This window comes from Roseateles sp. (assembly GCF_965262435.1).
In the GTDB taxonomy this organism is placed as follows: domain Bacteria; phylum Pseudomonadota; class Gammaproteobacteria; order Burkholderiales; family Burkholderiaceae_C; genus Paucibacter_A.
Genome location: NZ_OZ253537.1, coordinates 1835004 through 1857657 on the forward strand (window position 1 = coordinate 1835004; position 22654 = coordinate 1857657).

Genomic DNA, 22654 nt, shown 5'->3' on the forward strand with positions numbered 1-22654 from the left:
ATGGCCACAGCGGCCGCCCTGTAAACAGGACTTTGGACACGGAAATCAGTGCTGTTCGCTGACTCCGGCCGAGGCGAAGCTGGCCATATCTTCCAGAATCCGGCAAGCGGATTCCAGCAGGGGCCAGGCCAGAGCGGCACCCGAGCCTTCGCCCAGGCGCAGGCCCAAGTCCAACAAGGGCTCGGCCTGCAAGGCCTCCAGCATCAGGCGGTGGCCACTCTCGTTCGAGCGATGGGCAAAAATGCAACGCTCCAACACGGCCGGCTGCAGGCGGGCGGCCACCAGCACCGCGCTGCTGGCGATGAAGCCGTCGACGACGATGACGCGGCGCTCCAACGCCGCCTGCAGCACCGCGCCCACCATCATGGCGATCTCGAAGCCGCCAAAGGCCGCCAGAGCCTGCAGCGGCGTGTTGGCCTGCACATGCAAGTCCAGCACCTCTTGCAGCACCGCCACCTTGCGCGCCAGGGCGGCGTCGTCAAGACCTGTCCCCCGGCCGGTGCAGTCGGCCACCGGCAGGCCTTGCAGCCGGGCCAGCAGCAGGGCGGCGCTCGAGGTGTTGCCAATGCCCATCTCGCCCAGCAGCAGGGCATTGCCCGGTTTGTTGCGCAAGAGGTTCTTGCCGGCGGCGATGGCGGTGGCGCATTGGTCGATGCTCATGGCCGCTTCGGCCGAAGCGTCCCGTGTGCCGTGGGCGATCTTGGCGATGATCAAGCCCTCGCGCGGCGCAAAGTCGTGGGCCACGCCGGCGTCGACCACGCTCAGGGCGAGGCCGTGCTGGCGCGCCAGCACGCTGATGGCGGCGCCACCGGCCAGGAAGTTCTCGACCATCTGCCAGGTCACATCGCTGGGGTAGGCCGACACGCCGCGCCGCGCCAGACCGTGGTCGCCGGCGAACACCATCATCTGCGGGCTTTTGAGCTGCGGCGTCTCGCTGCCGAGGATCAGGCCCAGGCGCAGCATCAGGGTTTCCAACTGGCCCAGGGCACCCAAGGGCTTGGTCTTGCCGTCGATGCGGGCCTGCAGGGCGGCGGTGAGGGTCAGGTCTTGCAGGGATGCGATATCGGGGATCAGGTGCTCGGCCATGGTCATGGGTTTTCTGTGGGGTCTTGAAACAGGGATTGCAGGGCGGCTTGCACCTGGCGGGCGCCGCGTTCAATGGCCGTGGGGCCGGGGGCCAGGATGTCAGCCGACTTGATCTCGATCAGGCGTGCGCCCAGGGCGGCGAAGCCAGGCCGGGCCAGCACCTTGTCGGGCACGAAGCGCTTGCCGCACCAGCTGCCCAGGATCAGCTCGGGCCGTCGCGCCAGCACCTCCTCGGGGCTGACGATGCGGTCGCGCGCCAGGCTGGCGCGCGCGCGGTCGGCAAACACGTCCTCGCCACCGGCCAGCTCGATGATCTCGCTGACCCAGCCTATGCCCATGATCAGCGGTTCATCCCACTCTTCGAAGCAGACGCGCGGCCGGCGCGGCAGCTGGCGGCCAATGGCGGCGATCTCGTCCTGCGTGGCTTGCAGACTGGCGCAGAGCTGCTCGGCTTGGGGCTCGTGGCCGACCAGGGCGCCGAGGGCGCGCACCATGGCGTGGATGCCGGCCAGATCGCGGTGGTCGAAACTGAGCGTGGCCAGGCCGGCGGCCTCGCATTCCGCCAGCAGCGGCTTTTGCAGATCCGAAAAGCCGATCACCAGATCCGGCTGAACGGCCTGGATCTTCTCCAGCTTCATGGTGGTGAAGCCGCTGATCTTGGGCTTCTCTTGGCGAGCTTCAGGCGGGTAGACGGTGTAGCCGGAAATGCCGGCAATGCGCGCTTGCGCACCGAGGCGGTAGAGCGTGTCCACGGCCTCGGTGGACAGGCAGGCGATGCGTTCGGGGTGGCTCATGGCTTGGCTCATGAGGCGGTCCTGTCTTGGAGCAGGCCCATCAGAGCGCCGGGCTCGAAATGCTGTTCGATGTAGTCGGCCAGGCCGTCGAAGACCGCGTCCAGGCCGGGCAGGCTCTGGCCGAAGAGGGCGCGCAAGACCGTGTCCTGCTCAAACAGGCCGTGGGCGTAGAGGCCCAGCACCGAACCTTCGCGCCAGCCAATGGCCTCGCCCGCTTCGTTGCGCAGGGCCACCTGGGCCGGCGCCAGGCTGGGGTGCTGGACGGTGCGGCCGTGGTGGATCTCGTAGCCGCTGGCGGCCACACCGCTCAGTGCGGACCATGGCCCTTCGAGCTCGGCAAAGCGCAGATCGCAGGGGCGCAAAAGCTTGTCCCGTTCGAACTGCGTGACCAGGGGCAGCAGGCCCAGACCGGGCGCATTGCCGTCCAGGCCATGCGGGTCGAGCAGGCTTTCGCCCAGCATCTGCAGGCCGCCGCAAATGCCCAGCACCGGCCGGCCGGCGGCGGCATGCTGGGCGATGGGCAAGTCCAGGCCCTGGGCTCGCAGCCAGGCCAGATCGGCCGCCACCGCCTTGGAACCGGGCAGGATGATCCAGTCCGCGCCCTCCAACTCGGCCGGGCTGCGCGCCCAGCTCAGGCGCACGCCGGGCAGGCTGCGCAGGGGCTGGAATTCGTCAAGATTGGACAGGCGCGGGTAAGCGATGACGGCGATGCGCAAGCGCGCCTGGCCGCTGCCCGTGGGTCGATCGTCGTAGACCCCGTCTTCTTCCGGCAGACCGTGGCCGCGCCACATCGGCAGCACCGCCATCGTGGGCACACCGGTCAGCGCCTGCAGCTGCTCCGGCCCCGGGGCCAGGAGGCGGGCATCGCCACGGAAACGGTTCAGCACAAAGCCGCGGATCAGCGCGCGCTCCTCCGCAGGCAACAGCTGGTGGGTGCCGTAGAGGTGGGCAAAGGCGCCGCCGCGGTCGATGTCGGTCACCAGCAGGCAAGCCGCATTCACCTCCAGCGCGGTGCGCATGTTCACGTAGTCGCTGCTGTGCAAATTGATCTCGGCCGGCGAGCCCGCGCCCTCGATCACCACCACATCGTTTTCGGCCATCAGCGCGTGCAGGGGCGGCCGGGCGCGCAGCCACAGCTGCTCGCTGCGTTCGCGCCAGGGCCACTCGGTCAGCACCGGGTCCACCTCGCCGAGCACGATGACCTGGGATTTCGTGTCCGCCTCGGGCTTGAGCAGCACCGGGTTTATGCGCACCTCGGGCGTGCGCCGCGCGGCCAGGGCCTGGAAGTACTGGGCGCTGCCGATTTCGCCCAGCCGGCCGTTCAGGCCGGGCACCACCCGGGCGTTGTTGCTCATGTTCTGCGCCTTAAACGGCGCGACCTTGAGGCCTTGCCTGGCGTAGTAGCGGCACAGAGCCGTGGCCAGCCAGCTCTTGCCCGCGCCGCTGGTGGTGCCCAGCACCATCACGGCCTTGGCGGCCGTTTGTTTCTTTTGCGTCATTGAGGGCATTCCTTGATCGCTTGGTACAGAGCAGCCTGAGCGGCAGGCGGCTGGGTCGAGACGCGCAGCCAGCCCGGCAGGCCGAAGCTGCGCGCATCGCGCAGCTTGATGCCTCGCTGTCGCAGCGCGCGCAGCAGGCTGTCGCTGCCCTGTGTGGGCCGGGTCAGCCAGAAATTGCTGCAGCTGCGCTCATCTTGCTGCCAGCCCAGCTCGGCCAGCAGCGTGCGCTGATCCTGCCGCCATTCGCCCAGCTGGGCTCTGACCTGGCTCAGATAGCGCTCAGTTTCCGGCCGGCACCAGGCCTGAAGCAGGGCGCAGCCCTCGCTGGCCAGCACCCAGCTGGGCGCCAGCTGCAGGGCCAGGGTTTGAAGCGGGCAGACCGCAGGCGCCAGCAGGTAGGCGGCGCGCATGCCGGTCAGCCCCAGGGCCTTGTTGGGGCAGACCAGGCGCCAGGCGCGCTCGGCCAAATCGGCGGGCAGGGCGCAGGCGCCGTCCAGACGCAAGGGCTCGTACGCCTGGTCCACGGCAAGGATGGATGCGCTGTCTTGCAAGGCCAAGTCCAGCACCATCCACTCGTCGAGGCTGAAGCTTGCGCCGGTCGGGTTGCAGGGGTCGCAAACCCAGACCAGGGCCGGTGCGGCGCATGGCAAGCCGTCTTCTTGCCGACCCAGGCCCTGCACCAGCTCCTGGCTCGTCGCATAACCGTGCACCTGCAGGCCCAGGGCCAGAGCCGCGGCCTCGTAATCGGCAAAGCCGGGGCTGGGCAGCCAGACATGGCGCAGGCCGGCGCGCAATGCAGCCAAGCTCAGGCGCCGGATCGCCTCGGCCCCGCCCGAGGCCGGCAGCACGCGCTCGCCATCGTCCAGGCCGTGCGCAGCCCCCAGGCTCTGGCGCAGCGCGCGGTACTGCGGGTCGGGGTAGTGGCTGCGGTCGGCGTCCAGCACCGCCTGCCAGAGCGCCGGTGGCGGTCCCAGAGGGCTGGCATTGCTGGAGAAATCATGCCGGGGCGTGGGGCCGCTGTCGGCACCGCCATGCTCGGGGATGAAGGGGGCCGCGGCGCTCATGACAAGCCTCCACGCAGCCAGGCCGCGCCAAGTGCCAGCAGGCCGGCGTTGAACAAGAGGCCCCAGCGCGCCAGGCCCAGGGCCGGCGCCAGATCGCCGCGTTGCGGCGCGCGCCCTGCTTCATTGAGGCGGTAGACCCCGGGCTTGCCCAGGCTCAGGCCCAGGCACAAAGCCAGCGCGGCCATGGGCCAACCGCTGTTGGGCGAAGGTGTTTGGCGCGCCTGACCGAACAGTGCCAGCCACAGCTTGGGTCGGCCGAGCAGCAGGCCCAGGGCCGTCAGCCGCGCGGGAATCCAGGACAGCGCATCGTCGGCGCGCGCCGCCCATTTGCCCGACCACTCGCGCCGGTCGCGGTAGCCCCACATGGCGTCAGCAGTGTTGGCAAAGCGGTAAAGCGCCGCGCCGGGCAGGCCGGCGACCATGGCCCAGAACAGGGGCGCCACCACCGAGTCGTTGAGGTTCTCGGCCAGGGTTTCCAGCGCGGCCTCGCGCACCTCGGCTTCGCTCAGGTGCGTGGTGTCGCGGCTGACCAGGCGCGCCAGTCGCGCCCGCCCGGCCGGCAGCGATTCGGCCAGCGCCGCTTCGACCGCCGCCACCTCTTCACGCAGCATGCGCCAGGCCAGCAGGGGCTTGAGCAGCAGGCCGAGCAGGGCTGCGGCCAGCAGCAGGCGCGTGCCGCTCTGCCAGGCTTGCAGCTGCGTGATCAGCAGCGTCTCCAGCCCGGCAGCGAGGACGATGCAGGCCGCCCCGCCCAGGCACCAAGCCAATGCGCCGCCAACAAAAGCCAGGCCCGCCGGCTGCCGCGCCAGGCGTTCGGTGAACAGGCCCAGGTACTTGCCCATGGCCACCACCGGATGCGCCCACAGCGGCGGTTCGCCGCAGAGGCGATCGATCGCCAGGGCGAAGGCAAAAGCCAGGGGCAGCAGCCAGGCCATGCTAGTCGTCATCTCGTCCTTCTCGTGTGACGCCCCGCTTGCAAGCGGGGCGTTCTTCGGCAGGCGTCGGTCCAGCCGCAGGGCTGGCCCTCGGTCCTGCTGTTGCCAGCCCGCTCGTAGGCGGGCTGTCCTTCGGCAGGCGTCGGTCCAACCGCAGGGTTGGCCCTCGGTCCTGCCTCAGTCCTCTATGCCGCGTTGTGCCGGCACACCCGCCTTGAAGTGGTGCTTGACCAGCGTCATCTCGGTCACGGTGTCGGCCAGCTCGATCAGCTCGTCTGGCGCATTACGTCCGGTCAGCACCACATGGACATGGGCCGGCCGTTCGCGCAGCGCTTGCAGCACCGGCTCCAGCGGCAGCCAGCCGTAGCGAAGGGGGTACATGATCTCGTCCAGCACGACCAGGAAATGCTCGCCGGCGGCTATTGCTGCCGCGGCGCGCGCCCAGCCATCGCGGGCCAGCTGGGCGCTGTGCTCCAGGTCGCGGCTCTTCCAGCTGAAGCCATCGCCCAGACCTTCGATGGGCACACCGAGCTGCTCGAACATGCGGTGCTCGCCGAAGCGGGCGCTGGGCACTTTCATGAACTGGTAGATCTTGACCGCCTTGCCGCGGCCGTGGGCGCGCAGGGCCAGGCCGAAGGCGGCCGTGCTCTTGCCCTTGCCGTCGCCGGTGTGGACGAGGATCAGGCCGCGGCGCTCGGCCGTGGGGATGATGCGTTCGCGGTCGACGGGGGGCTTTTCGATTTCCATGTCAGCTCAATTCCAAAGAGGGTTCGTCCATCAGCATGTCGGCCAGCGGGCGGGCATCGCGCCAGCCCAACTGCTCCAGCATGGGGCGTTCGTAAAAACTGGCCACCGGGCCCAGGCACAGCAAGCCCAGGGGCAAGGAGCCAACAGGCAGACTCAGCAACTCGGCCAGGGCCTCGGGTTCGAACATCGAGACCCAGCCCAGGCCTAGGTTTTCGGCGCGCGCGGCCAGCCAGAGGTTTTGCACCGCGCAGGCGGCCGAGCACAGCGCCATCTCGCGCGGCATGCTGCGGCGGCCAAACACTGTGCCGTCGTCGGGCGCGAGGCTCACCAGCAGCAGCTCGGCGCATTCGCCAATGCCCTCGACCTTGAGGCGCAGAAACTCCGCCGCGCGGGCATCCAATGCATCAGCCGTGCGCTGGCGCTCGGCCTCGACCAGGGCCTGGATCTGTTGACGGCGCTGACGGTTTCGGATGCGCATGAAACGCCAGGGCTGCATCAGGCCTACCGAAGGCGCTTGATGGGCGGCGTTCAGCATGCGCTGCAGCTGCTCATCGTCTACTTTTCCGTCGGGCGCGAAGTGGCGGATGTCGCGGCGCAGGGCGATGTTGGCGTAAATGGTGTCGCGCTCAGCCGCACTGAACTGGTGCTGGGCGTTGGCGATCACCGAGGTTCACCCACCGAGAAAAAACGCGTAACAGCTTCCGGGTTGGACGGGAAGTAGTGGTGCACATAGCTGGCCCGCAGCGAGCCCTGGAGGTAGAGCGCTTCGGCTGCGCGGCTGCCGGTCTTGGCATTGGGGTTGCTGGCGATGGCGGCAGGGGCCAGCGGGGTGTCCATGGTCGAGTGGTGAAAGCTGTGACCTCGCAGCGGGCCCTCGGGCCAGTCCAGGGCTTGCAGGCCCAGCGCGGCCAGTCGCTTTTGCATGCGCGCCTGGCCGGGCATCAGGCCGGCCATGGGGTGCACCTGGCCCTCGGCATCGGCCAGGCTTTCGAGCAGACAGAGCATGCCGCCACATTCGGCCAGCAGGGGCTTGGCCTTCGCCAGGTGCTGGCGCAGCGAGGCGAAGAAGTTGGGGTGGGCGGCCAGGGCCGGCGCGTGCAGCTCGGGGTAGCCGCCGGGCAGCCAGAGCGCATCGCAGTCAGGCAAGACCTGACCCTGTAGCGGCGAGAAGGTGATCACTTCGGCGCCGAGCGCGCGCAGGCAATCGAGGTTGGCCGGGTAGATGAAGGAGAAGCAGGCGTCTTGTGCGACAGCGATGCGCCGCCCGGTCAGCGCTTGTGGCGGCACCTCGCTCGCGGGCCAGAGGGGTTCTTGCAGATCGAAGCGCACCCGCGGCCATTCGAACTCCGGCCGCAGGGCCTCGCCCCAAGCATCAGCCCAGGCGTCCAGCTGGCTGTCCAGCTCGGGCAGCTCCATGGCCTGGACCAGGCCCAGGTGGCGCTCGGGCAGGCTCAGCTCAGGCTTGCGCAGCAGGGCGGCGGCCAGGGGCAGATCGGCCGGCAGGCCTTGGGCCACCATCTGGCCATGGCCGGGGCTGCCCACGCGGTTGGCCACCACGCCGCAGAGCTTGATGTCGCTGCGGTAGCGCTGCAAGCCGGTGGCCAGGGCGGCAAAGGTTTGGGCCATGGCCGAGGCATCGATCACGGCCAGCACCGGCAGGCCAAAAGCCGCGGCCAGATCGGCGCTGCTCGGGTCGCCGTCGAACAAGCCCATCACGCCCTCGACCAGGATCAAGTCGGCCTCAGCCGCAGCCTGGGCCAGCAGGGCGCGGCAATGCGTCAGGCCGCCCATGAACAGGTCCAACTGGTAGACCGGGTGGCCGCTCGCGCGCTCCAGCACCATGGGGTCGAGGTAGTCCGGCCCGGTCTTGAACACGCGCACGCGCTGGCCCTGGCGCCGGTGCCAGCGGGCGATGGCCGCGGTGACGCTGGTCTTGCCCGAGCCCGAGGAGGGCGCGCTGATCAGCACGGCGGGGCAGAGGGTGGTGGTGTCGGGGTTCAGCGGCATGGCGAGTGAATTCAATCGGCTTTTTGTTTGAGGGGCACGACATTGCTGAAGGCTGCGGGGCTGGGTGCGGGCGCTGTCACGGGCGCTAGGGGCAAAGCCAGCCACTGGCCCTGCACCTCCAGCAGATGCAGGCGTTCGTCAAACACCTGCTGCAGGGCGCGGCGCGTGTCGGCTTCGCTGGGCGCGCCGTGGCAGAGCACGCGGCCGGCTTGCATGATGACCAGCCCGTCGGCCTGCAAGGCCATATTCAGCTCATGCAGCACGCTGACCACGGCCACGCCGGCCCGGGCCAGGCCGCGCACCAGCTGCAGCCAGTCGGCCTGGTGGGGCGGGTCCAGATGGGCCAGGGGCTCGTCCATCAGCAGCACCTGGGCCTGCACGGCCAGGGCGCGGGCCAGCAGCACGCGCTGGCGCTCGCCGCCGGAGAGCTGGCCCAGCGGGCGCTGGCGCCAGTCCCAGCACTGGGTTTGCAGCATGGCCTGCTGCACGGCGGCCTGGTCGGCGCTGCTCGGCGGCGCCAGCCAGGCGCGGTGGGGCAGGCGGCCCAGCATGACCACGTCCTTGGCGCTCAGCTCGTCGCCACTGCTTTCGTTCTGGCCCAGCCAGGCCAGCTCGCGGGCGCGCGCCTTGCGCGGCCAATCGGCCAGCGGGCGACCGAGCAGCTCGATGCTGCCCAGGCTGGGAATCAGCCCGGCCAGGGCGCGCAGCAGCGTTGATTTGCCCGCGCCATTGGGGCCGACGATGGCCGTCCATTGCCCGGCCGGCAGCTCCAGTGAGAGCCGGTGCAGCACCGGCTGGCCTTGCAAGCTGGCGCTGAGCTCATGGCAGCTCAAGGCTGCGTTCGCGCTGCGGCTCATGCGCGGCCTCCGTATTTGCGCTTGTGCATCAGGCGCAGCAGATAGCCGCCGCCGAGGATGGCGGTGATCACGCCCACCGGCAGCTCTTGCGGCGCCATCAGCCAGCGCGAGAGGATGTCGGCCGCCAGCAGCAGCAGGCCGCCGGCGCAGGCCGAGAGCAACAAGAGCTGGCGGTGCGAGCCGTGGCAGAGATTGCGCACCAGATGCGGGGCCACCAGGCCGACGAAGGCGATCATGCCGGTCTGGGCCACGGCGGTGCCGGTGGCCAGGGCGAAGGCGCCGATCAGCAGCACCCGCACCAGGCCCAGGCGCACGCCCAGCGACTCTGCGGTGGCCTCGCCCAGGGTCAGGGCATCTAGCGCTTCGCTGGCGCCCAAAGCCACGGCCAGGCTCAGCAGCAATACACAGCCCATCAACACAATGCTGGGCCAGCCGAGAAAGCTGGTGGTGCCCAGCACAAAGGCCTGCATGGTGCGCAGGATGTCGGGCTGGGCCAGGGTCACCAGGTCGGTCACGGCGCCCAGCACCACACCGACGACGACGCCGGCCAGCAGCAGGCGCAGCGTCTGCTCGACACCGCGCGCCATGGCCAGGGTCAGGCTCACGCCCATCAACGTGCCCAGAAAAGCCACGCCGGTCAGGCCCAGGCGTTCCAGCCACTGCATGCCCATGGGTGTACCGCCCAGAACGGCCAGGCTCAGCGCCACGCCCAGGCGCGCGCCGGCAGCGCTGCCCAGCAAATAGGGGTCCGCCAGGGGATTGCGGAACAGGCCCTGGGTGATGGCCCCGGCCAGGCCCAGCAGGGCGCCGGCCAGCCAGGCGCCGGCCGAGCGAGGCAGGCGGATCTGCCAGAGGATTTGCGCCTGCATGGGGTCGGTGCCCGACCAGTCCAGCGCAAAGCCGGTGCTGCCCACCGCCACGCCCATCAGTAGCGCGAGTCCGCTGGCCAGCAGCAGGCCAGCCAGCAGCGGCCAAGCCGACCAGGCGGTGGGCGCGGCGCGGCTCATGGCTTGGCGTAGTGCTCGCGCAGACATTGCGCCATGAGCTGCGCCGCCTCGCCCATGCGCGGGCCGGGGCGGGCCAGCACATCGCTTTGCTGCGCATCAAAGACACAGACGCGCTTGTCGCGGATGGCGGGGATGCGGTCCCAGCCGGGGCGCTGGAACAGGCCGTCGGCATTGCGCTTGCCGATCATGATCAGCTGCGGGGCCGCGCGCACCACGTACTCGGGGCTGATCTTGGGGAAGGGCCCCATCTCGGGCGTGATGATGTTCTTCAGGCCCAGGCGGGCCATGGTCTCGCCCATGAAGGACACCGGGCCGGCGGCATAGGGCGAACGGTCGACTTCGTAATAGACCAAGCTGCCGCGCGCCTGCGGCGGGATGCTTTGCGCCGCGGCACCGACCAAGGCATCGATCCGGCGCCAGACGGCCTGCGCATCGCGCACCTGCAGCAAGGCGCCGATCTTGTCGAGCACACGCTGCACATCGGCGTAGGACTTGGCCTCCAGCGTCACCACGGTCAGGCCCAGGCTGCGCAGCCGGTCGGTCACGCGCGAGGACGGGGCCAGCAGCACCACATCGGGCCTCAGCGAAACAATGGTCTCGACCTGGGTGTCGTCCAGGCCGCCGAGCTTGGGCAGCTTGTTCACCGCCTCAGGGAAGTTGGAATAGCGGTCCACGCCGACCAGGCGCTCGCAGGCCCCAAGGGCGCAGACGGTCTCGGTCAGCGAGGGCAGCAGGGTGACGATGCGCTGCGGCGGCCGGCTCCACTGGGTGGTGTGGCCGAGGTCGTCCTTGATTTCGATTTTGGCCGGTGCCTGAGCGTGCGCCGGGCCCAGCAGCAGGGCGAACAGGAGGGCGCAGAAAGAAAATAAACGAGGCTTCATGGCAGATCGGTCTCCACGTGCACCGGCCGGGTCCAGGCCTGGCCGGCCACCATCAGGGTCAGGTCTTGACAGCGGCTGGCCACCGCCTGGTTGAGCCGGCCCAGCTCGTCGACAAAGTCGCGCACCTCGCGCCCCAGCGGCGAGATGCCCCAGCCCACCTCGTTGGACACGAAGAGCACCGGCGAGCTCAGCTCGGGCAGGGCGGCCAGCAGCGCGCTGCGCTCGGCCTCCCAGGCGGCGCGGTCGGGCCGGCCGTCCATGGGCATCAGCCAGTTGGTCAGCCACAGGGTCAGGCAGTCCACCAGCAGCAGCCGGCCCGGCGCGCTCTGCGCGCGCAGGGCGCGGGTCAGCGACAGCGGCACCTCCACCGTGGCAATGCCGGCCGGGCGGTCGGCCTGGTGGCGGGCAATGCGCTGGCGCATCTCCTCGTCCCAGGCCTGGGCCGTGGCCAGCACGCAGACCTCATGCGCCGGCGAGGCCTTCAGCCAGCGCTGGGCCAGGCGCTCGGCATGGCGGCTCTTGCCGCTGCGCTGGCCGCCGACGATCAGCTGGTGGTCTGCTGCTGTTGTGCTCATGCCGGACTCGCTGGCGCTGGCTTCAGAGCTCGGAGCTGTAGCGCAGGCTGAACAGCACGGTGCGCGGCGCCTGGGCATAACCCTGGGCCGTCTCGTAGCTCTTGTTCAGCGCGTTGTCGAGATTGATCTGCACGCGCAGCTGCTTGTTGATGCGGTAACCCGCATCCAGATTCAGCAGCGCGTAGCCGCCCATCGGCTTCTTGTTCGCGTGGTCATCGAAGCGCTTGCCATTGGCCTGCACTTGCGCGCCGGCGGTCCACTGGTCCAGGGTCTTTTCCACGCGCAAGGTGCCGTGCGTGCGCGAACGGCGGCCGAGGATCTTGTCGGTGCCCACATCACGCGGATCCTGCCAGTCCAGCGAACCCTGCAGGCGCAGACCGGCGAAGCGGGTCTCGCCCTGCAGGCTGACGCCGCGCAGCGTCACCTTGGCCAGATTGCCGTAGCAGCCGCCGAAGGTGGAGATGCAGTTGGCGGCAAAGCCGCTGTCCCAGGTGATCAGGTCGCGGATGCGGTTGTTGTAGACCGTCAGGCCCAGCTCGCTGTCACCGTTGCTGTAGTTCAGGCCCAGCTCGGAGTTGCGGCCGCGCTCGGGGCTCAGGGCCGCCACGCCGGGCTTGGGGCCGTATTCGCTGAAGATCTGGTACAGCGTCGGCGCGCGGAAGGCGGTGCCGGCGCTGGCCCAGGCACGCCAGCCGCTGGCGAAGCGCCAGCCGGTCGCGACCGTGCCCGTGTTGGTGCCGCCGAAGTCACTGTCATCGTCATGACGGGCGTGAAGCTGGAAGTCCACGCTGCCCAGGCTCAGCAGATAGGCGAGGGCCACCGCGTCCTGATGACGGTCGGCGCGGCCGCCGACGTCTTTGCGCAGGCCGGAGTTCACCAGCTCGTCGCTGCGGCGTTCCAGCAGACCGTTGATCTGGCCGAGGCTCGCGCCCAGCTTGTAGCTGCCGCTCAGGGCGGTCTGGCGCACGCGGGTTTCGGTCAGATAGGTACTGGCCTTGTTGGTCTGCGTTTCATAACGCTCGGTCGACACGCCCTGGCTCAGCTCGGTCTGCAAGTCCGCATTCCACTGCGCGCTCCACAGGGCGCGCGTGATCTGGGTGCGGTGCAGATTGCGGTCGCTGACACCGGCCTTGGGCTTGGCCGAAGCGTCGTAGGCCGCATCGGTGGCCGCGCTGGTGTTGACCAGTTCCACGCGGTGTTGGCGGTTCAGCTGGTAGCCTAGGCGCGCATTCAGGCTGTAGTTGCGCCAGTCGTCGATGTCCGGCGTGTAGGCCGGGTCATTGCTGACCTTGCGGATGTTGAAGCCTTCGGAGTATTCATTGGCGAGGCCGAAGGCGTAGTCGAAGTCGCCCAGCAAGCCGCTGGCATTGAAATCGGCCTTGACCGTGCCCAGCGAGCCGATGGCGGCGCCGATGTCGACCAGGGGCTTGCCCGTGGACTTGCGGGTGAAGACCTGGACCACGCCGGCCACGGCGTCCGAGCCGTAGACGCTGCTGGCCGCGCCGCGCACGATTTCGATGCGCTCGATCATGGACAGGGGGATGGCCTCCCAGGCCGGGCCACCGCTGCCGCCCTGGGTGTCCATGCGCACGCCGTCCACCAGCAGCAAGGTGTGCTGGGTGTTGGCGCCGCGGGTGAACAGGCTGGTGCTGCTGCCGGGGTTGCCGTTGCGCACGATTTCGACGCAGGACTGGCGGCTCAGCAGATCGGCGAGGTTGCCGAAGCCTTGGCGCTCGATGTCGGCGCGCGTCAGCACGGTGACGTCGGCCAGCACCTGGTTGAGGTCGAGCTTGCTGCGCGTGGCCGTGACCACCACCGAGCTCAGCTTGCTGGGGCCCATGGCCGTGGTTTGTGCTTGCACGGGCGCTTGGCTGAGTGCCGCCAGGGCCGTCAGCGCAAATGGCAGGCTGCGCTGCGTGATCGAAGACAAGCGGGAGGTGGATGCGGCAGAAGCGGACAAGGACGCGCGCGCCTGAGTGCGGGCCTGGGGCCGGACAGAAGAGGTCATGTGAACGAGAAACAAGCAAGACTGCCAGGCGCCAGCTCACCCGCTGAGCGCCTGTTGAACGATGTGCTGCGGCACCAGCCCGGTTCGGGCATGGGCACGCGGCGCACCACGTTGTTGGCCGGTATCCGGGCTGGTGAACATGGCCTGCTGTGTCCTTCCCAATGCCTTGAGGCATCAGTGGATTGTTGACAGAGGCTGAGGTGCGAGCGGGCGCCCGGCGGGCGTTGTCGAACTCGTTCACTTACCGTTGCGGGGACAGCTCAGGTTGGGCATGGCTCCGTGGGAGCGCGGCCTTTCTGATTCCCGTTTAACTGCACAGACATGAATGCCTGCACGAGCACCAACGGCGAGATTCTAGCTTGCCGCAGAGGCGGGCTTGGCGGCTTTGCCCGGCTGGCTCACCTTTGGCGCCTTGGGTGTCTTTGGTGGCTTGGGGCCTTTGGGTGGCTTGGGCGGCGTCGGGGCCTGCGCCTGCTTGCTGGGGGCGGCAGCTGTTGCGGGAGGCTGGCCTCGGCCATGGATGGCGATGGCAGGAGCCGCCCGGTGCCGGGCTTCGGCCTCTTGCTGCTGGCGCTGCACTTCGAGCTCGCGAGCTCGCCTTGCATCCCGCTGGGCGAGTTCTTGGGCGGCACGCCGGTCGGCGGCACTGGGCTGGTCGAAGCTGAGGGATTGGGGCGCCTTGTCGGCTGCCTCGGGGCAAGGGGCGTCGCGCAGGTCTCGCCCGTCTGGGCCGCAGCGGTAGATCGTCGTGCTGCGTGTCTGGCTCTGCGCCATGACGGTGCTGCTGAGCGGCAGCGCCAGGACCGCAGCCAGGGCCGCTGCGGTGAGGTGACCGAAGGGGCGGGGCTGCGGGGCGCTGTGCATGATCAGCTCACTTTCAGATCCGTTGGACCGGGTGCGGGAGCATTGCTGGACACGGTGTCAGCATCTGGCTTGCTGACTGGCTTGGGTGGCTTGGGTCGTGGCGGCTTGGCGTGGATCTTGGCCAGTGCCTTGTCCATCTGACCGCTCAGCATCAACTCGACGGCGTCCATGGATTTGGCGATGCAGTCCTGCAACAGCTCGCGCTCCGACAGCGGGGGCTTGCGCAGCACATAGCCGGCCACCTCGCCCTTGTGGCCCGGGTGTCCGATGCCCAGGCGCAGACGCCAGAAATTGGCCGAGCCCAGCTGGGCCTGCATGTCCTTCAAGCCGTTGTGGCCGCCGTTGCCACCGCCTTGCTTGAACTTCATCTCTCCGGGCAGCAGATCGAGCTCGTCGTGAACCGCCAGGATCTGTTCGGGCTCGATCTTGAAGAAGCGCGCCAGCGCGGCCACCGACTTGCCCGAGAGGTTCATATAGGTCATGGGCTGCAGCAGCCAGACCGGGCCGTCGCTGCCGGGCGCGTTGTTCACGCGAGCGCACAGGCCGTGGTAATTGCGCTCGGGCTGCAGGGTGGTGCCCAGCTTGCGCGCCAGCGCATCGGTCCACCAGAAACCGGCGTTATGGCGGGTGTCTTCGTACTCGGCGCCCGGGTTGCCCAGGCCAACAAAGAGTCGGATGCTCATGCGAAAGATTATGGCCTTGTGGCTGTCGGCGCTGGCGCCGGTGGCAGCTCAGGTTTCAAGCATTGGAATGAAACAAAAAAGGCCCCGCAGAGCAGGGCCTTCTTCTTGATGCCGATGCCGCGCGTGAGCGGGGCAAATCGGCAGGGCAGTGCGGGAAGGGGAGAAGAATTACTTCTTCTTCTTCTTCTTGCCGTCGTCGGCCGGAGCGGCAACTGCGGCCACCACGACTTCAACCACGGGCTCCACCGGCGTGGCGACCACGGGGTTCGGCTTGCCGTGCGTCACGACCTTGATACCTGCGGGGATCTTCAGGTCATTGACGTGCACCGAGTGACCCTTGGTCAGGCCGCTCAGGTCCACTTCGATGAAAGCGGGCAGTTGCTGAGCCAGGCAGGTGATCTGCAGCTCGGTGATGATGTGGTTGACCGTGCAGTGGTCGGTCTTCACAGCGGGCGAAGTGTCTTCGCCGATGAAGTGCAGCGGGATCTTCTTGGTGATCTTGGTGGTGCCGTCCACGCGCTGGAAGTCGCAGTGCAGGACTTGCGGCTTGTAGGGGTGCAGTTGGAAGTCGCGCAGCAGAACTTGCGTGACGGCGCCGTTCAGTTCCATCTCGAGGATGGTGCTGTGGAAGGCTTCCTTCTTCAGGGCGTGGAACAGGGCGTTGTGGTCCAGTTCGATGTTGGCAGGAGCGCCAGCGCCGAAAACGATACCAGGAACGCGGCCGGCAATGCGCAGGCGGCGGCTCGCTCCGGTCCCCTGCAGATTGCGCTCAAAAGCGGTGAATTTCATAGTGACTCCAAAAGGGCTGAACACCGCAAGCGGTGTTCATGGTGTTGAGCGCCCGCGACCAGGCTGCTCAGTGAAATGCAGTCCGTACTGCGACTGCATGTGATTCGGGCGCCGCGGCTGAACGCTGCGTCGCCCAAAAATTGCTTAGAAATTGTTGTTCTGCTCGCTAAACAGCGAGGTGACCGACTCACCGTCCGAGATGCGGCGGATGGTTTCGGCGAACAGGAAGGCAACCGACAACTGGCGGATCTTGCCGCAGGCCTTGGCGGCGTCGTTCAGCGGAATGGTGTTGCTGATGACGACTTCGTCCAGGTGCGACTTGGAGATGCGCTCGATGGCCGGACCCGACAGGATGGGGTGGGTGCAGTAGGCGAACACGCTCTTGGCGCCACGGTCCTTCAGCACTTCAGCGGCCTTCACCAGGGTGCCTGCCGTGTCGATCATGTCGTCCATGATCACGCAGTTGCGGCCGTCGATCTCACCGATGACGTGCATCACTTCCGAAACATTGGCGGCCGGACGGCGCTTGTCGATGATGGCCAGGTCGCAACCCAGCTGCTTGGCCAGGGCGCGTGCGCGCACCACACCGCCAACGTCGGGGCTGACCACCACCAGATTGCTGTAGTTGCGGGCCTTCAGGTCCGACAGCAGCACGGGCGAGGCGTAGATGTTGTCGACCGGGATGTCGAAGAAGCCTTGGATCTGGTCGGCGTGCAAGTCCATAGTCAGGACGCGCTCGACACCGACGGTTTCCAGCAAATTGGCCACCACTTTCGCCGAGATCGGCACGCGGGTCGAACGGGGGCGGCGGTCCTGGCGGGCGTAACCGTAGTAGGGGATCACGGCAGTGATGCGGCGAGCGCTGGCGCGCTTCAGGGCATCAACCATGATCAGCAGTTCCATCAGGTTCTCGTTCGTCGGCGCGCAAGTGGGCTGGATGACGAAGACGTCGCGAGCGCGAACGTTTTGCTGGATCTCGACCGTGACTTCACCATCGGAGAAGCGACCGACCACAGCCTTGCCGAGCTCGAGGCCCAGATGTGTGGCGATTTCTTGGGAGAGCACCGGATTGGCGTTACCGGTGAAGAGGACGGTATTGAGCAGCACGGGCCATCCTTTGGGTCAAGGACCCGTGGCCAGCCAGCGTGTCCGGGTGGGTATCTACGAGAAAGAAATTTGGCAGGGGAAGAAGGATTCGAACCTTCGCATGTCGGAATCAAAATCCGATGCCTTAACCAACTTGGCGACTCCCCTACACAGGACACTGCAGAGCTGCAGCACCCCATAACTTGTGTCAGTCTTTTTCAGCCCAACCCTGCAAAGGGTGGCGATTCAGACTGCGGCAAATTCTACCAGACCAGTGAGTGGGCAAACCCGAAATCAGCTGATTTTTTTTACGGTAGTCAATCCCGTCTTTCCCGTACTCATGGGCATTTTCTGGAGTGCGCTCTGAAGCGTCGACTCTTGCAAATACCGCACTGCCTGAACCCGTCATCCGGCTGTTGCCGAATCGCGATTCCAACAGTTCGAGTGCCTGTGCCACCTCGGGGCAGAAGTCCTCGGCCGGCTTTTGCAGGTCATTGCGACCAAAGCCATTCAAGAGTTTCTTAACTCCTTCGGAGTCCAGGCTCACTGCGCTTGTCAGGGCGCCAGCATCTTCAGACAGCTCCAATTTCTTGGTTTTGTCGTCGCTGCTGTTGTGTGCAGGAAAGCCCGCTACTATAGCCACGGATTTTGATCTTGCCAAGAGGGGGCTCGAAAATATTTTCTGTGTGGGGATGCTGGCGGCCGGTTTCACCACGGCAAAGCTCATCTCCGGCAGCTCGATCGGATGCAGGATTTCGCCGATGCCTTCGACAAAAGCATGGCTGCCGCCGAGGAAAAACGGCACATCGGCGCCCAGGCTCAGGCCCAGGGGCAGCAGGCGCGACAGCGGCCAATTCAGGCCCCAGAGCCGGTTCAGAGCAAGCAGGGTCGAGGCGGCGTCAGACGATCCGCCGCCCATGCCCGCGCCGGCCGGCAAGCGCTTTTCGATATGGATGTCCGCGCCCAGCGTGCAGCCGCTTTGCTGCTGCAGCGCGCGGGCGGCGCGCAGGCACAGGTCGTCGGCGGGCAGGGCGTCGCCCTGGTCATGGCGCTGCAGCACGCCGTCGCCACGGCGTTCGAAGTGCAGGGTGTCGGCCCAATCGATCAAGGCGAAGATGGACTGCAGCAGGTGATAGCCGTCCGGCCGCTTGCCCACCACATGCAGGAACAGATTGAGCTTGGCGGGGGCGGGAACGTCGTAGAGCGCTTGCATGGAGGGCAAAGGTCAGAAAGGGGCGAGAAACAAGGGCTGGGCGCTTCAGTTGGCGTCCAGGCGCGCGCGCAGGATCACGGTCGGGCTGGCATTGCGGCTAGCGACAATCAGGCCTTCGGCGCGGCGCGCCAAGTCCAGGCGCCAGCCCAGTTGTTCGAAGCCGCTTTGCGGGGCCGGCAGGGCTTCGTGGGTGGCCTGCGGCCAGGGCTGGCCGCGCAGCCAATCGAACAGGGCAGCCAGCGGCACGGTCTCGCCCAGCATCTCGCGGGTCAGGGCGTCGAGGTTGTCGAAGCGGCGCTCGCCTTCGGGCGTCTGCAGGCTCACCTCGCTGCTGTCCCAGCGTGCCCGTGCCACCAAGCTGCCCAAAGGCGTGCTCAGTTCCAGCAAGCCGGCGGCGGGGCCGCCACTGAGATCGAAGCTGACATTGCCGCCGCTCGGCCGGCCGTTGAGGCCAGTCGTCTGCACGCTGAGCCGGCCGGTTAGGTGCACTGAGTCGGCTGCACTCAACACGGAGGCGGCGGGCACCTGTTGTGGGGCCAAGCTGGCGCAGCCGCCCAGGAACAATGCAGCGACGGCCAATGCCGGCGCCAGGCGGCGCACGCTCACAGCTTGACCTTCAGGCGTTTGAGCGTGTCCAGCAGTGCCTCGTTCTTGGGGTCACGGCGCATGCCCTCGGCCCAGACGCGGCGGGCTTCATCCTGCTTGTCGCTGGCCCAGAGCACCTCGCCCAGGTGGGCGGCAATCTCGGCGTCGGGGCGGGCCTCAAAGGCCAGGCGCAGCAGACGCTGGGCTTCTTCCTTATTGCCCAGGCGGAACTCGACCCAGCCCATGCTGTCCATGATGAAGGGCTCCGAGGGCACCAAGCTCAGGGCCTTGGCGATCAGGCCGCGCGCTTCTTCCAGGCGGATATTGCGATCGGCCAGCGAATAGCCGAGCGCGTTGTAGGCATGGTGGTGGTCGGCCTTGAGCGCGATCACGCGCTTGAGCAAGGTCTCCATCTCATCCAGGCGGCCCAGCTTCTCGGCCATCATCGATTGCTCGTAGATCAGGTCCGTTTCATTGGGCAGGCGGGCCGTGGCGCGGGCAAGCACCTCGTAGGCCAGCTGCCATTCGCGGCGGTCGCGCAGCAGCTGAGACTCGGCCATCAGCTTGGCGCGGGTGGCTTCGGGGCTGTCCTCGGGCAAGTCCTGCAGAAGTTTGCGTGCTTCGGGCAGGCGGCCCTGGCGAGCCATCAAGGACGCGCGGCGGTACTGGGCTTCGAAGCGCCGTTGCGGGCTGTCCACCTTGATCAACCAGGCTTCGGCCGCCTTTAGATCACCACGCTGTTCGGCCGCCTGGGCCAGCATCAGCCAGGATTGCTGGCGCGCTTCCAGGTGGGTCTCGGCCTGCTCTTCCTGGGCCTCGGCGCTGCTGGCCTCGAGGCGGCGCAGGTATTCGAGCAGGGCCGATTCGGCCGCCTCGGGCTGGCGCAGTTCCAGCTCCAGGGTGCCTAGCGCGAACCAGGCCGTCAGCTGGTCGGGGTTCTTCAGGGTCACGGCTCGGAACTCGCGGGCAGCGTCCGAGGGCCGCTGGGCCCGTGCCAGCGCGCGGCCATAGGCCAGGCGCAGCTTGTGGTCATCCGGGGTGATTTGCAGGCGGGCTTCGATCAATCGCTCCGCTTCCGGCTGGTCGGGCATGAGCTCCAGGGCCAGTTGCAGGCTGTCGTCGCCTTCAGGGAATTGCCGTGCCAGGTTCTGGCTGATGCTCAGCGCGCGCGCCTTGTCGCCGGCCGCCATGGCCAGCCTGGCCAGCACGACCTGGGCCGCCAGCCGGGTTTCTGGCTGCTGGCTGGCGCTTTGCAGCAGAGGCTCGAAGCTGGCCAGCACCCGCTGAGGTTCGGCGGCACGCTGGAACAGACGCGGCAGGCCGGCCAGCACGGAGCCGCGCAGGTCGGGTGGGTTCAATGCCAGCAGGGCGCGCAGCGGCTCCACGGCTTCGGCCGGGCGGTTCAGCAAGGCCAGCAGTTGGATGGTCATCTGCTGAGCCGGCAGCGAGGCCGGCAGGCTCTCGCGCCAGGAGCGTGCGGCCGAAAGGGCTTGGTCGCCCGCGCGCGCTTGCAGGGCGATGTTGACGACGCGCTTGAACAGCTCCTCGTCCTTGGTGCGGCGCGCCGCGTCGAGCAGCACTTGGTAAGCCACGCCGGCCTGGCCGGTGCTCAGCTCCAGTTCACCGACCAGGAGCTGGTAGAACAATGGCGCGTCGAGTTCGGAGTTGCTGGGCTTGGCCTCGCTCGCGCTCTTGGACGCTTCGGGCGAGGTGGCGGCGCTGGCCGTCATGGCCCCAGCACCAAGCAAGCCGGCCGCCAGGAGGGCAAGAACTGGGGCCCTGAGCTTGGGGCTCGGGCGGTGGCGGCGTAAGGATTCGGGCATGCAACAAGCTCCTGCGTGATCACAAGACCCGGGCTTGGCTTGCTCGGGCTGAGGGCATTCTGCACCGATATGATCGCCGCCATGCCCGAGCTCCCCGAAGTCGAAGTCACCCGCCGCAGCTTTGCCGATGCCATTGAGGGAGCCACGGTGCAGTCGGTGCGCCTGGGCAAACCGCTGCGCTGGCCGCTGGGCCTGGAGCCGCAGCGCCTGGTCGGTGCCCGTGTGGGCGCGACCACGCGGCGAGGTAAGTATTTGTGGTTGCCGCTGAGTTCGCAGCTCGCCCCGGGAGGTTTGCTGCTGCATCTGGGCATGTCAGGCAGCCTGGGCTTTAGCGCTGATCCGGCCGCGCCGGCCGGCTTGCATGACCACTTTGATTTGCAGACCGACCGCGGCCTTTTGCGCCTGAACGACCCGCGCCGCTTTGGCGCCGTGGTCTGGTCACCGGGGCTGACGGCCGCCCCCGCCGCCAAGCTGCTGGCCGGCCTGGGTTTGGAGCCATTCGACGCCCGTTTTGATGGCCCGCATCTGCATGCCGGCCTGAGTGGCCGGCGTGTGGCGGTCAAGCAGGCCTTGCTGGCCGGCGACATCGTTGTGGGCGCCGGCAATATCTACGCCTGCGAGGCCCTGTTTCTGGCTGGCATTGACCCGCGCCTGGCGGCCTACAAAGTTAGCCGCCCGCGTGCCGCACGTCTGGCCGCCGCCGTGCGCGGTGTGCTGGCGCAGGCGCTGGAGGCCGGTGGCACGACCTTGCGCGATTTCAAGGACGCGCACGGCGTGGCCGGCAGCTTTCAGATGCAGGCCCAGGTCTACGGCCGCGAAGGCCAGCCCTGCCTCGTCTGCGGCACGCCGATTCGCCGCATCGTTCAGGGCGCACGTTCCACTTTTTTCTGCCCCCAATGTCAAAAGCGATGATGGTCAAGGACAGCGGCAGCGCCGCGCTGCCGCTGGAGTTTGGCGAGCGCCTGGTGGCCTGGCAAAAACGCCATGGCCGGCACGAGCTGCCTTGGCAGAAGACCCGCGACCCCTACCGCGTCTGGCTGTCCGAGATCATGTTGCAGCAGACGCAGGTGACGACGGTGCTGGGCTATTACCAGCGCTTTCTCGAGCGTTTCCCAACCGTGGCCGACCTGGGCGCCGCTTCGTTGGACGAAGTGCTCGCGCTCTGGGCCGGCCTGGGCTACTACAGCCGCGCGCGCAATCTGCATGCCTGCGCGCGCGCCGTGGCGGCGCGGCCCGACGGGCGTTTCCCGCCCACGGCGGCCGAGCTGCAGGACTTGCCCGGCATCGGCCGTTCCACTGCCGCGGCAGTGGCGGCCTTCTGCTTCGGTGAGCGCATCGCCATCCTCGACGGCAATGTCAAACGCGTGCTCGGCCGCCTGCTCGCTTTCCCCGGCGACCTGGCCAGCAGCGCGCAGGAAAAACTGCTGTGGCAGCATGCCCAGGCCCTGCTGCCGGCTGAAAGCATCGAGTCCTACACCCAGGGGCTGATGGATCTGGGCGCCACGGTCTGCACGCCGCGCTCGCCGCAATGCCTGATCTGCCCAGCCGAGAGCTTGTGTGCCGGGCGCAAGACGGGCGAGCCGACCCAGTTCCCGATCAAGACCCGCAAGCTCAAGCGCAGCCGGCGCGAGAACTGGTGGCTGTGGCTGGAGCATGAGGGTCAGGTCTTGCTGCAGCAGCGGCCGGATACCGGCGTCTGGGCCGGGCTCTGGAGCCTGCCTTTGTTCGAAGACGAGGCGCAGCTGCAGTCGCATGCGCAAACCTTGGGCGCCACGCCCGATGTGCTGCCGCGCATCGAACATGCGCTGACCCATCTGGACTGGGTGCTGCACCCGCGTCGTGCCGTTCTCAGTCCCGAGGCCGCGCAGCGTGCCGGCCAGCAGGGGCAGTGGGTGGCGCGTGAGGCGCTGGCCAGTTACGGCCTGCCGGCGCCGCTCAAAAAGCTGCTGGGCTGAGCGCCGATGTCGGCCGCCTGGAGGGTGGTATCTAAGCGGCATGCATAAGCAAACAAGTTTTTATTGTTTGGGTGGAATTAGGGTTTCCACTAAATTTCAGGGGCGCCAACAAGAGCGTGCAGTCGAAAAAGAGCCCCCGCGATGCCATCCCTCGCTTTGCAGTTTGTTGATTTGATGACCCTCCCGGGTCCAGCTC

Annotated in this window: 22 protein-coding genes, 1 tRNA gene and 1 riboswitch; of the genes, 2 read left to right on the top strand and 21 right to left on the bottom strand. The window is 67.8% G+C overall.

Annotation, left to right across the window (positions count from 1 at the left end; translation table 11 throughout):
- Positions 1-45: 45 nt before the first annotated feature.
- The 21 genes from cobT to ACQY39_RS08020 all read right to left on the bottom strand — a co-directional run bounded on the left by cobT (position 46) and on the right by ACQY39_RS08020 (position 20410).
- Positions 46-1092 (bottom strand): nicotinate-nucleotide--dimethylbenzimidazole phosphoribosyltransferase, encoded by a 1047-nt coding sequence (gene cobT / locus ACQY39_RS07920; RefSeq protein ID WP_428505045.1) that lies wholly within the window; start codon positions 1090-1092, stop codon positions 46-48.
- Positions 1089-1892 carry an ABC transporter substrate-binding protein gene (locus tag ACQY39_RS07925; RefSeq protein WP_428505047.1) on the bottom strand — a complete coding sequence of 268 codons (804 nt, stop codon included), beginning with the start codon at positions 1890-1892 and terminating at the stop codon, positions 1089-1091. Before ACQY39_RS07925 ends, cobT begins: the two co-directional genes overlap by 4 nt.
- Entirely contained in the window at positions 1889-3379 is a 1491-nt protein-coding gene (locus ACQY39_RS07930; RefSeq protein WP_428505049.1) for a cobyric acid synthase, read from the bottom strand. Before ACQY39_RS07930 ends, ACQY39_RS07925 begins: the two co-directional genes overlap by 4 nt.
- Positions 3376-4443, bottom strand: coding sequence for a pyridoxal phosphate-dependent aminotransferase (locus tag ACQY39_RS07935; protein WP_428505051.1), 1068 nt, complete (start codon positions 4441-4443; stop codon positions 3376-3378). The genes ACQY39_RS07930 and ACQY39_RS07935 overlap by 4 nt, the downstream gene beginning before the upstream one ends.
- Positions 4440-5390: an adenosylcobinamide-phosphate synthase CbiB gene (gene cbiB / locus ACQY39_RS07940; protein ID WP_428505053.1), complete on the bottom strand. Its 951-nt coding sequence runs from the start codon at positions 5388-5390 to the stop codon at positions 4440-4442. Before cbiB ends, ACQY39_RS07935 begins: the two co-directional genes overlap by 4 nt.
- A gap of 165 nt (positions 5391-5555) precedes the next feature.
- Positions 5556-6125: a cob(I)yrinic acid a,c-diamide adenosyltransferase gene (cobO, locus tag ACQY39_RS07945; protein ID WP_428505055.1), complete on the bottom strand. Its 570-nt coding sequence runs from the start codon at positions 6123-6125 to the stop codon at positions 5556-5558.
- Position 6126: 1 nt separating this feature from the next.
- Positions 6127-6789 carry a 5,6-dimethylbenzimidazole synthase gene (bluB, locus tag ACQY39_RS07950; protein WP_428505057.1) on the bottom strand — a complete coding sequence of 221 codons (663 nt, stop codon included), beginning with the start codon at positions 6787-6789 and terminating at the stop codon, positions 6127-6129.
- Entirely contained in the window at positions 6786-8132 is a 1347-nt protein-coding gene (locus ACQY39_RS07955; RefSeq protein WP_428505059.1) for a cobyrinate a,c-diamide synthase, read from the bottom strand. The genes bluB and ACQY39_RS07955 overlap by 4 nt, the downstream gene beginning before the upstream one ends.
- An 11-nt stretch (positions 8133-8143) precedes the next feature.
- Positions 8144-8989, bottom strand: coding sequence for an ABC transporter ATP-binding protein (locus tag ACQY39_RS07960; protein WP_428505061.1), 846 nt, complete (start codon positions 8987-8989; stop codon positions 8144-8146).
- On the bottom strand, positions 8986-9996 hold the full coding sequence (locus tag ACQY39_RS07965; protein WP_428505063.1) for a FecCD family ABC transporter permease: 1011 nt from the start codon (positions 9994-9996) through the stop codon (positions 8986-8988). Before ACQY39_RS07965 ends, ACQY39_RS07960 begins: the two co-directional genes overlap by 4 nt.
- Complete coding sequence (locus ACQY39_RS07970) at positions 9993-10877, bottom strand: ABC transporter substrate-binding protein (RefSeq protein ID WP_428505065.1); 885 nt, start codon at positions 10875-10877, stop codon at positions 9993-9995. The genes ACQY39_RS07965 and ACQY39_RS07970 overlap by 4 nt, the downstream gene beginning before the upstream one ends.
- The gene (gene cobU / locus ACQY39_RS07975) at positions 10874-11452 is read right to left on the bottom strand and encodes a bifunctional adenosylcobinamide kinase/adenosylcobinamide-phosphate guanylyltransferase (RefSeq protein WP_428505067.1); all 579 of its coding nucleotides are present in this window, start codon (positions 11450-11452) and stop codon (positions 10874-10876) included. Before cobU ends, ACQY39_RS07970 begins: the two co-directional genes overlap by 4 nt.
- Before the next feature lie 22 nt (positions 11453-11474).
- A complete protein-coding gene (locus ACQY39_RS07980) occupies positions 11475-13460 on the bottom strand; it encodes a TonB-dependent receptor domain-containing protein (RefSeq protein WP_428505069.1) in 1986 nt (661 codons plus the stop codon).
- A 99-nt stretch (positions 13461-13559) separates the two neighbouring features.
- A riboswitch (cobalamin riboswitch) is annotated at positions 13560-13820 on the bottom strand.
- Positions 13815-14324 carry a hypothetical protein gene (locus tag ACQY39_RS07985; RefSeq protein ID WP_428505071.1) on the bottom strand — a complete coding sequence of 170 codons (510 nt, stop codon included), beginning with the start codon at positions 14322-14324 and terminating at the stop codon, positions 13815-13817. (Overlaps the previous riboswitch by 6 nt.)
- A 2-nt stretch (positions 14325-14326) precedes the next feature.
- A complete protein-coding gene (gene pth / locus ACQY39_RS07990) occupies positions 14327-15007 on the bottom strand; it encodes an aminoacyl-tRNA hydrolase (protein ID WP_428505073.1) in 681 nt (226 codons plus the stop codon).
- Positions 15008-15175: 168 nt separating this feature from the next.
- Positions 15176-15796 (bottom strand): 50S ribosomal protein L25/general stress protein Ctc, encoded by a 621-nt coding sequence (locus tag ACQY39_RS07995; protein WP_428505075.1) that lies wholly within the window; start codon positions 15794-15796, stop codon positions 15176-15178.
- Between the two features lie 144 nt (positions 15797-15940).
- Positions 15941-16903: a ribose-phosphate pyrophosphokinase gene (locus ACQY39_RS08000; RefSeq protein WP_124448124.1), complete on the bottom strand. Its 963-nt coding sequence runs from the start codon at positions 16901-16903 to the stop codon at positions 15941-15943.
- Positions 16904-16973: 70 nt separating this feature from the next.
- Positions 16974-17050: transfer RNA gene (locus tag ACQY39_RS08005), tRNA-Gln, on the bottom strand.
- Positions 17051-17090: 40 nt separating this feature from the next.
- Positions 17091-18095 (bottom strand): 4-(cytidine 5'-diphospho)-2-C-methyl-D-erythritol kinase, encoded by a 1005-nt coding sequence (ispE, locus tag ACQY39_RS08010; RefSeq protein WP_428505078.1) that lies wholly within the window; start codon positions 18093-18095, stop codon positions 17091-17093.
- A 45-nt stretch (positions 18096-18140) separates the two neighbouring features.
- The gene (locus ACQY39_RS08015) at positions 18141-18701 is read right to left on the bottom strand and encodes a lipoprotein insertase outer membrane protein LolB (RefSeq protein WP_428505080.1); all 561 of its coding nucleotides are present in this window, start codon (positions 18699-18701) and stop codon (positions 18141-18143) included.
- Positions 18698-20410 carry a tetratricopeptide repeat protein gene (locus ACQY39_RS08020; RefSeq protein ID WP_428505082.1) on the bottom strand — a complete coding sequence of 571 codons (1713 nt, stop codon included), beginning with the start codon at positions 20408-20410 and terminating at the stop codon, positions 18698-18700. The genes ACQY39_RS08015 and ACQY39_RS08020 overlap by 4 nt, the downstream gene beginning before the upstream one ends.
- 174 nt (positions 20411-20584) lie before the next feature.
- Here ACQY39_RS08020 and mutM point away from each other — a divergent pair, with 174 nt between their 5' ends.
- The gene (mutM, locus tag ACQY39_RS08025) at positions 20585-21415 is read left to right on the top strand and encodes a bifunctional DNA-formamidopyrimidine glycosylase/DNA-(apurinic or apyrimidinic site) lyase (RefSeq protein WP_428505084.1); all 831 of its coding nucleotides are present in this window, start codon (positions 20585-20587) and stop codon (positions 21413-21415) included.
- Positions 21400-22458, top strand: coding sequence for an A/G-specific adenine glycosylase (mutY, locus tag ACQY39_RS08030; RefSeq protein ID WP_428505086.1), 1059 nt, complete (start codon positions 21400-21402; stop codon positions 22456-22458). Before mutM ends, mutY begins: the two co-directional genes overlap by 16 nt.
- Positions 22459-22654 lie beyond the last annotated feature (196 nt).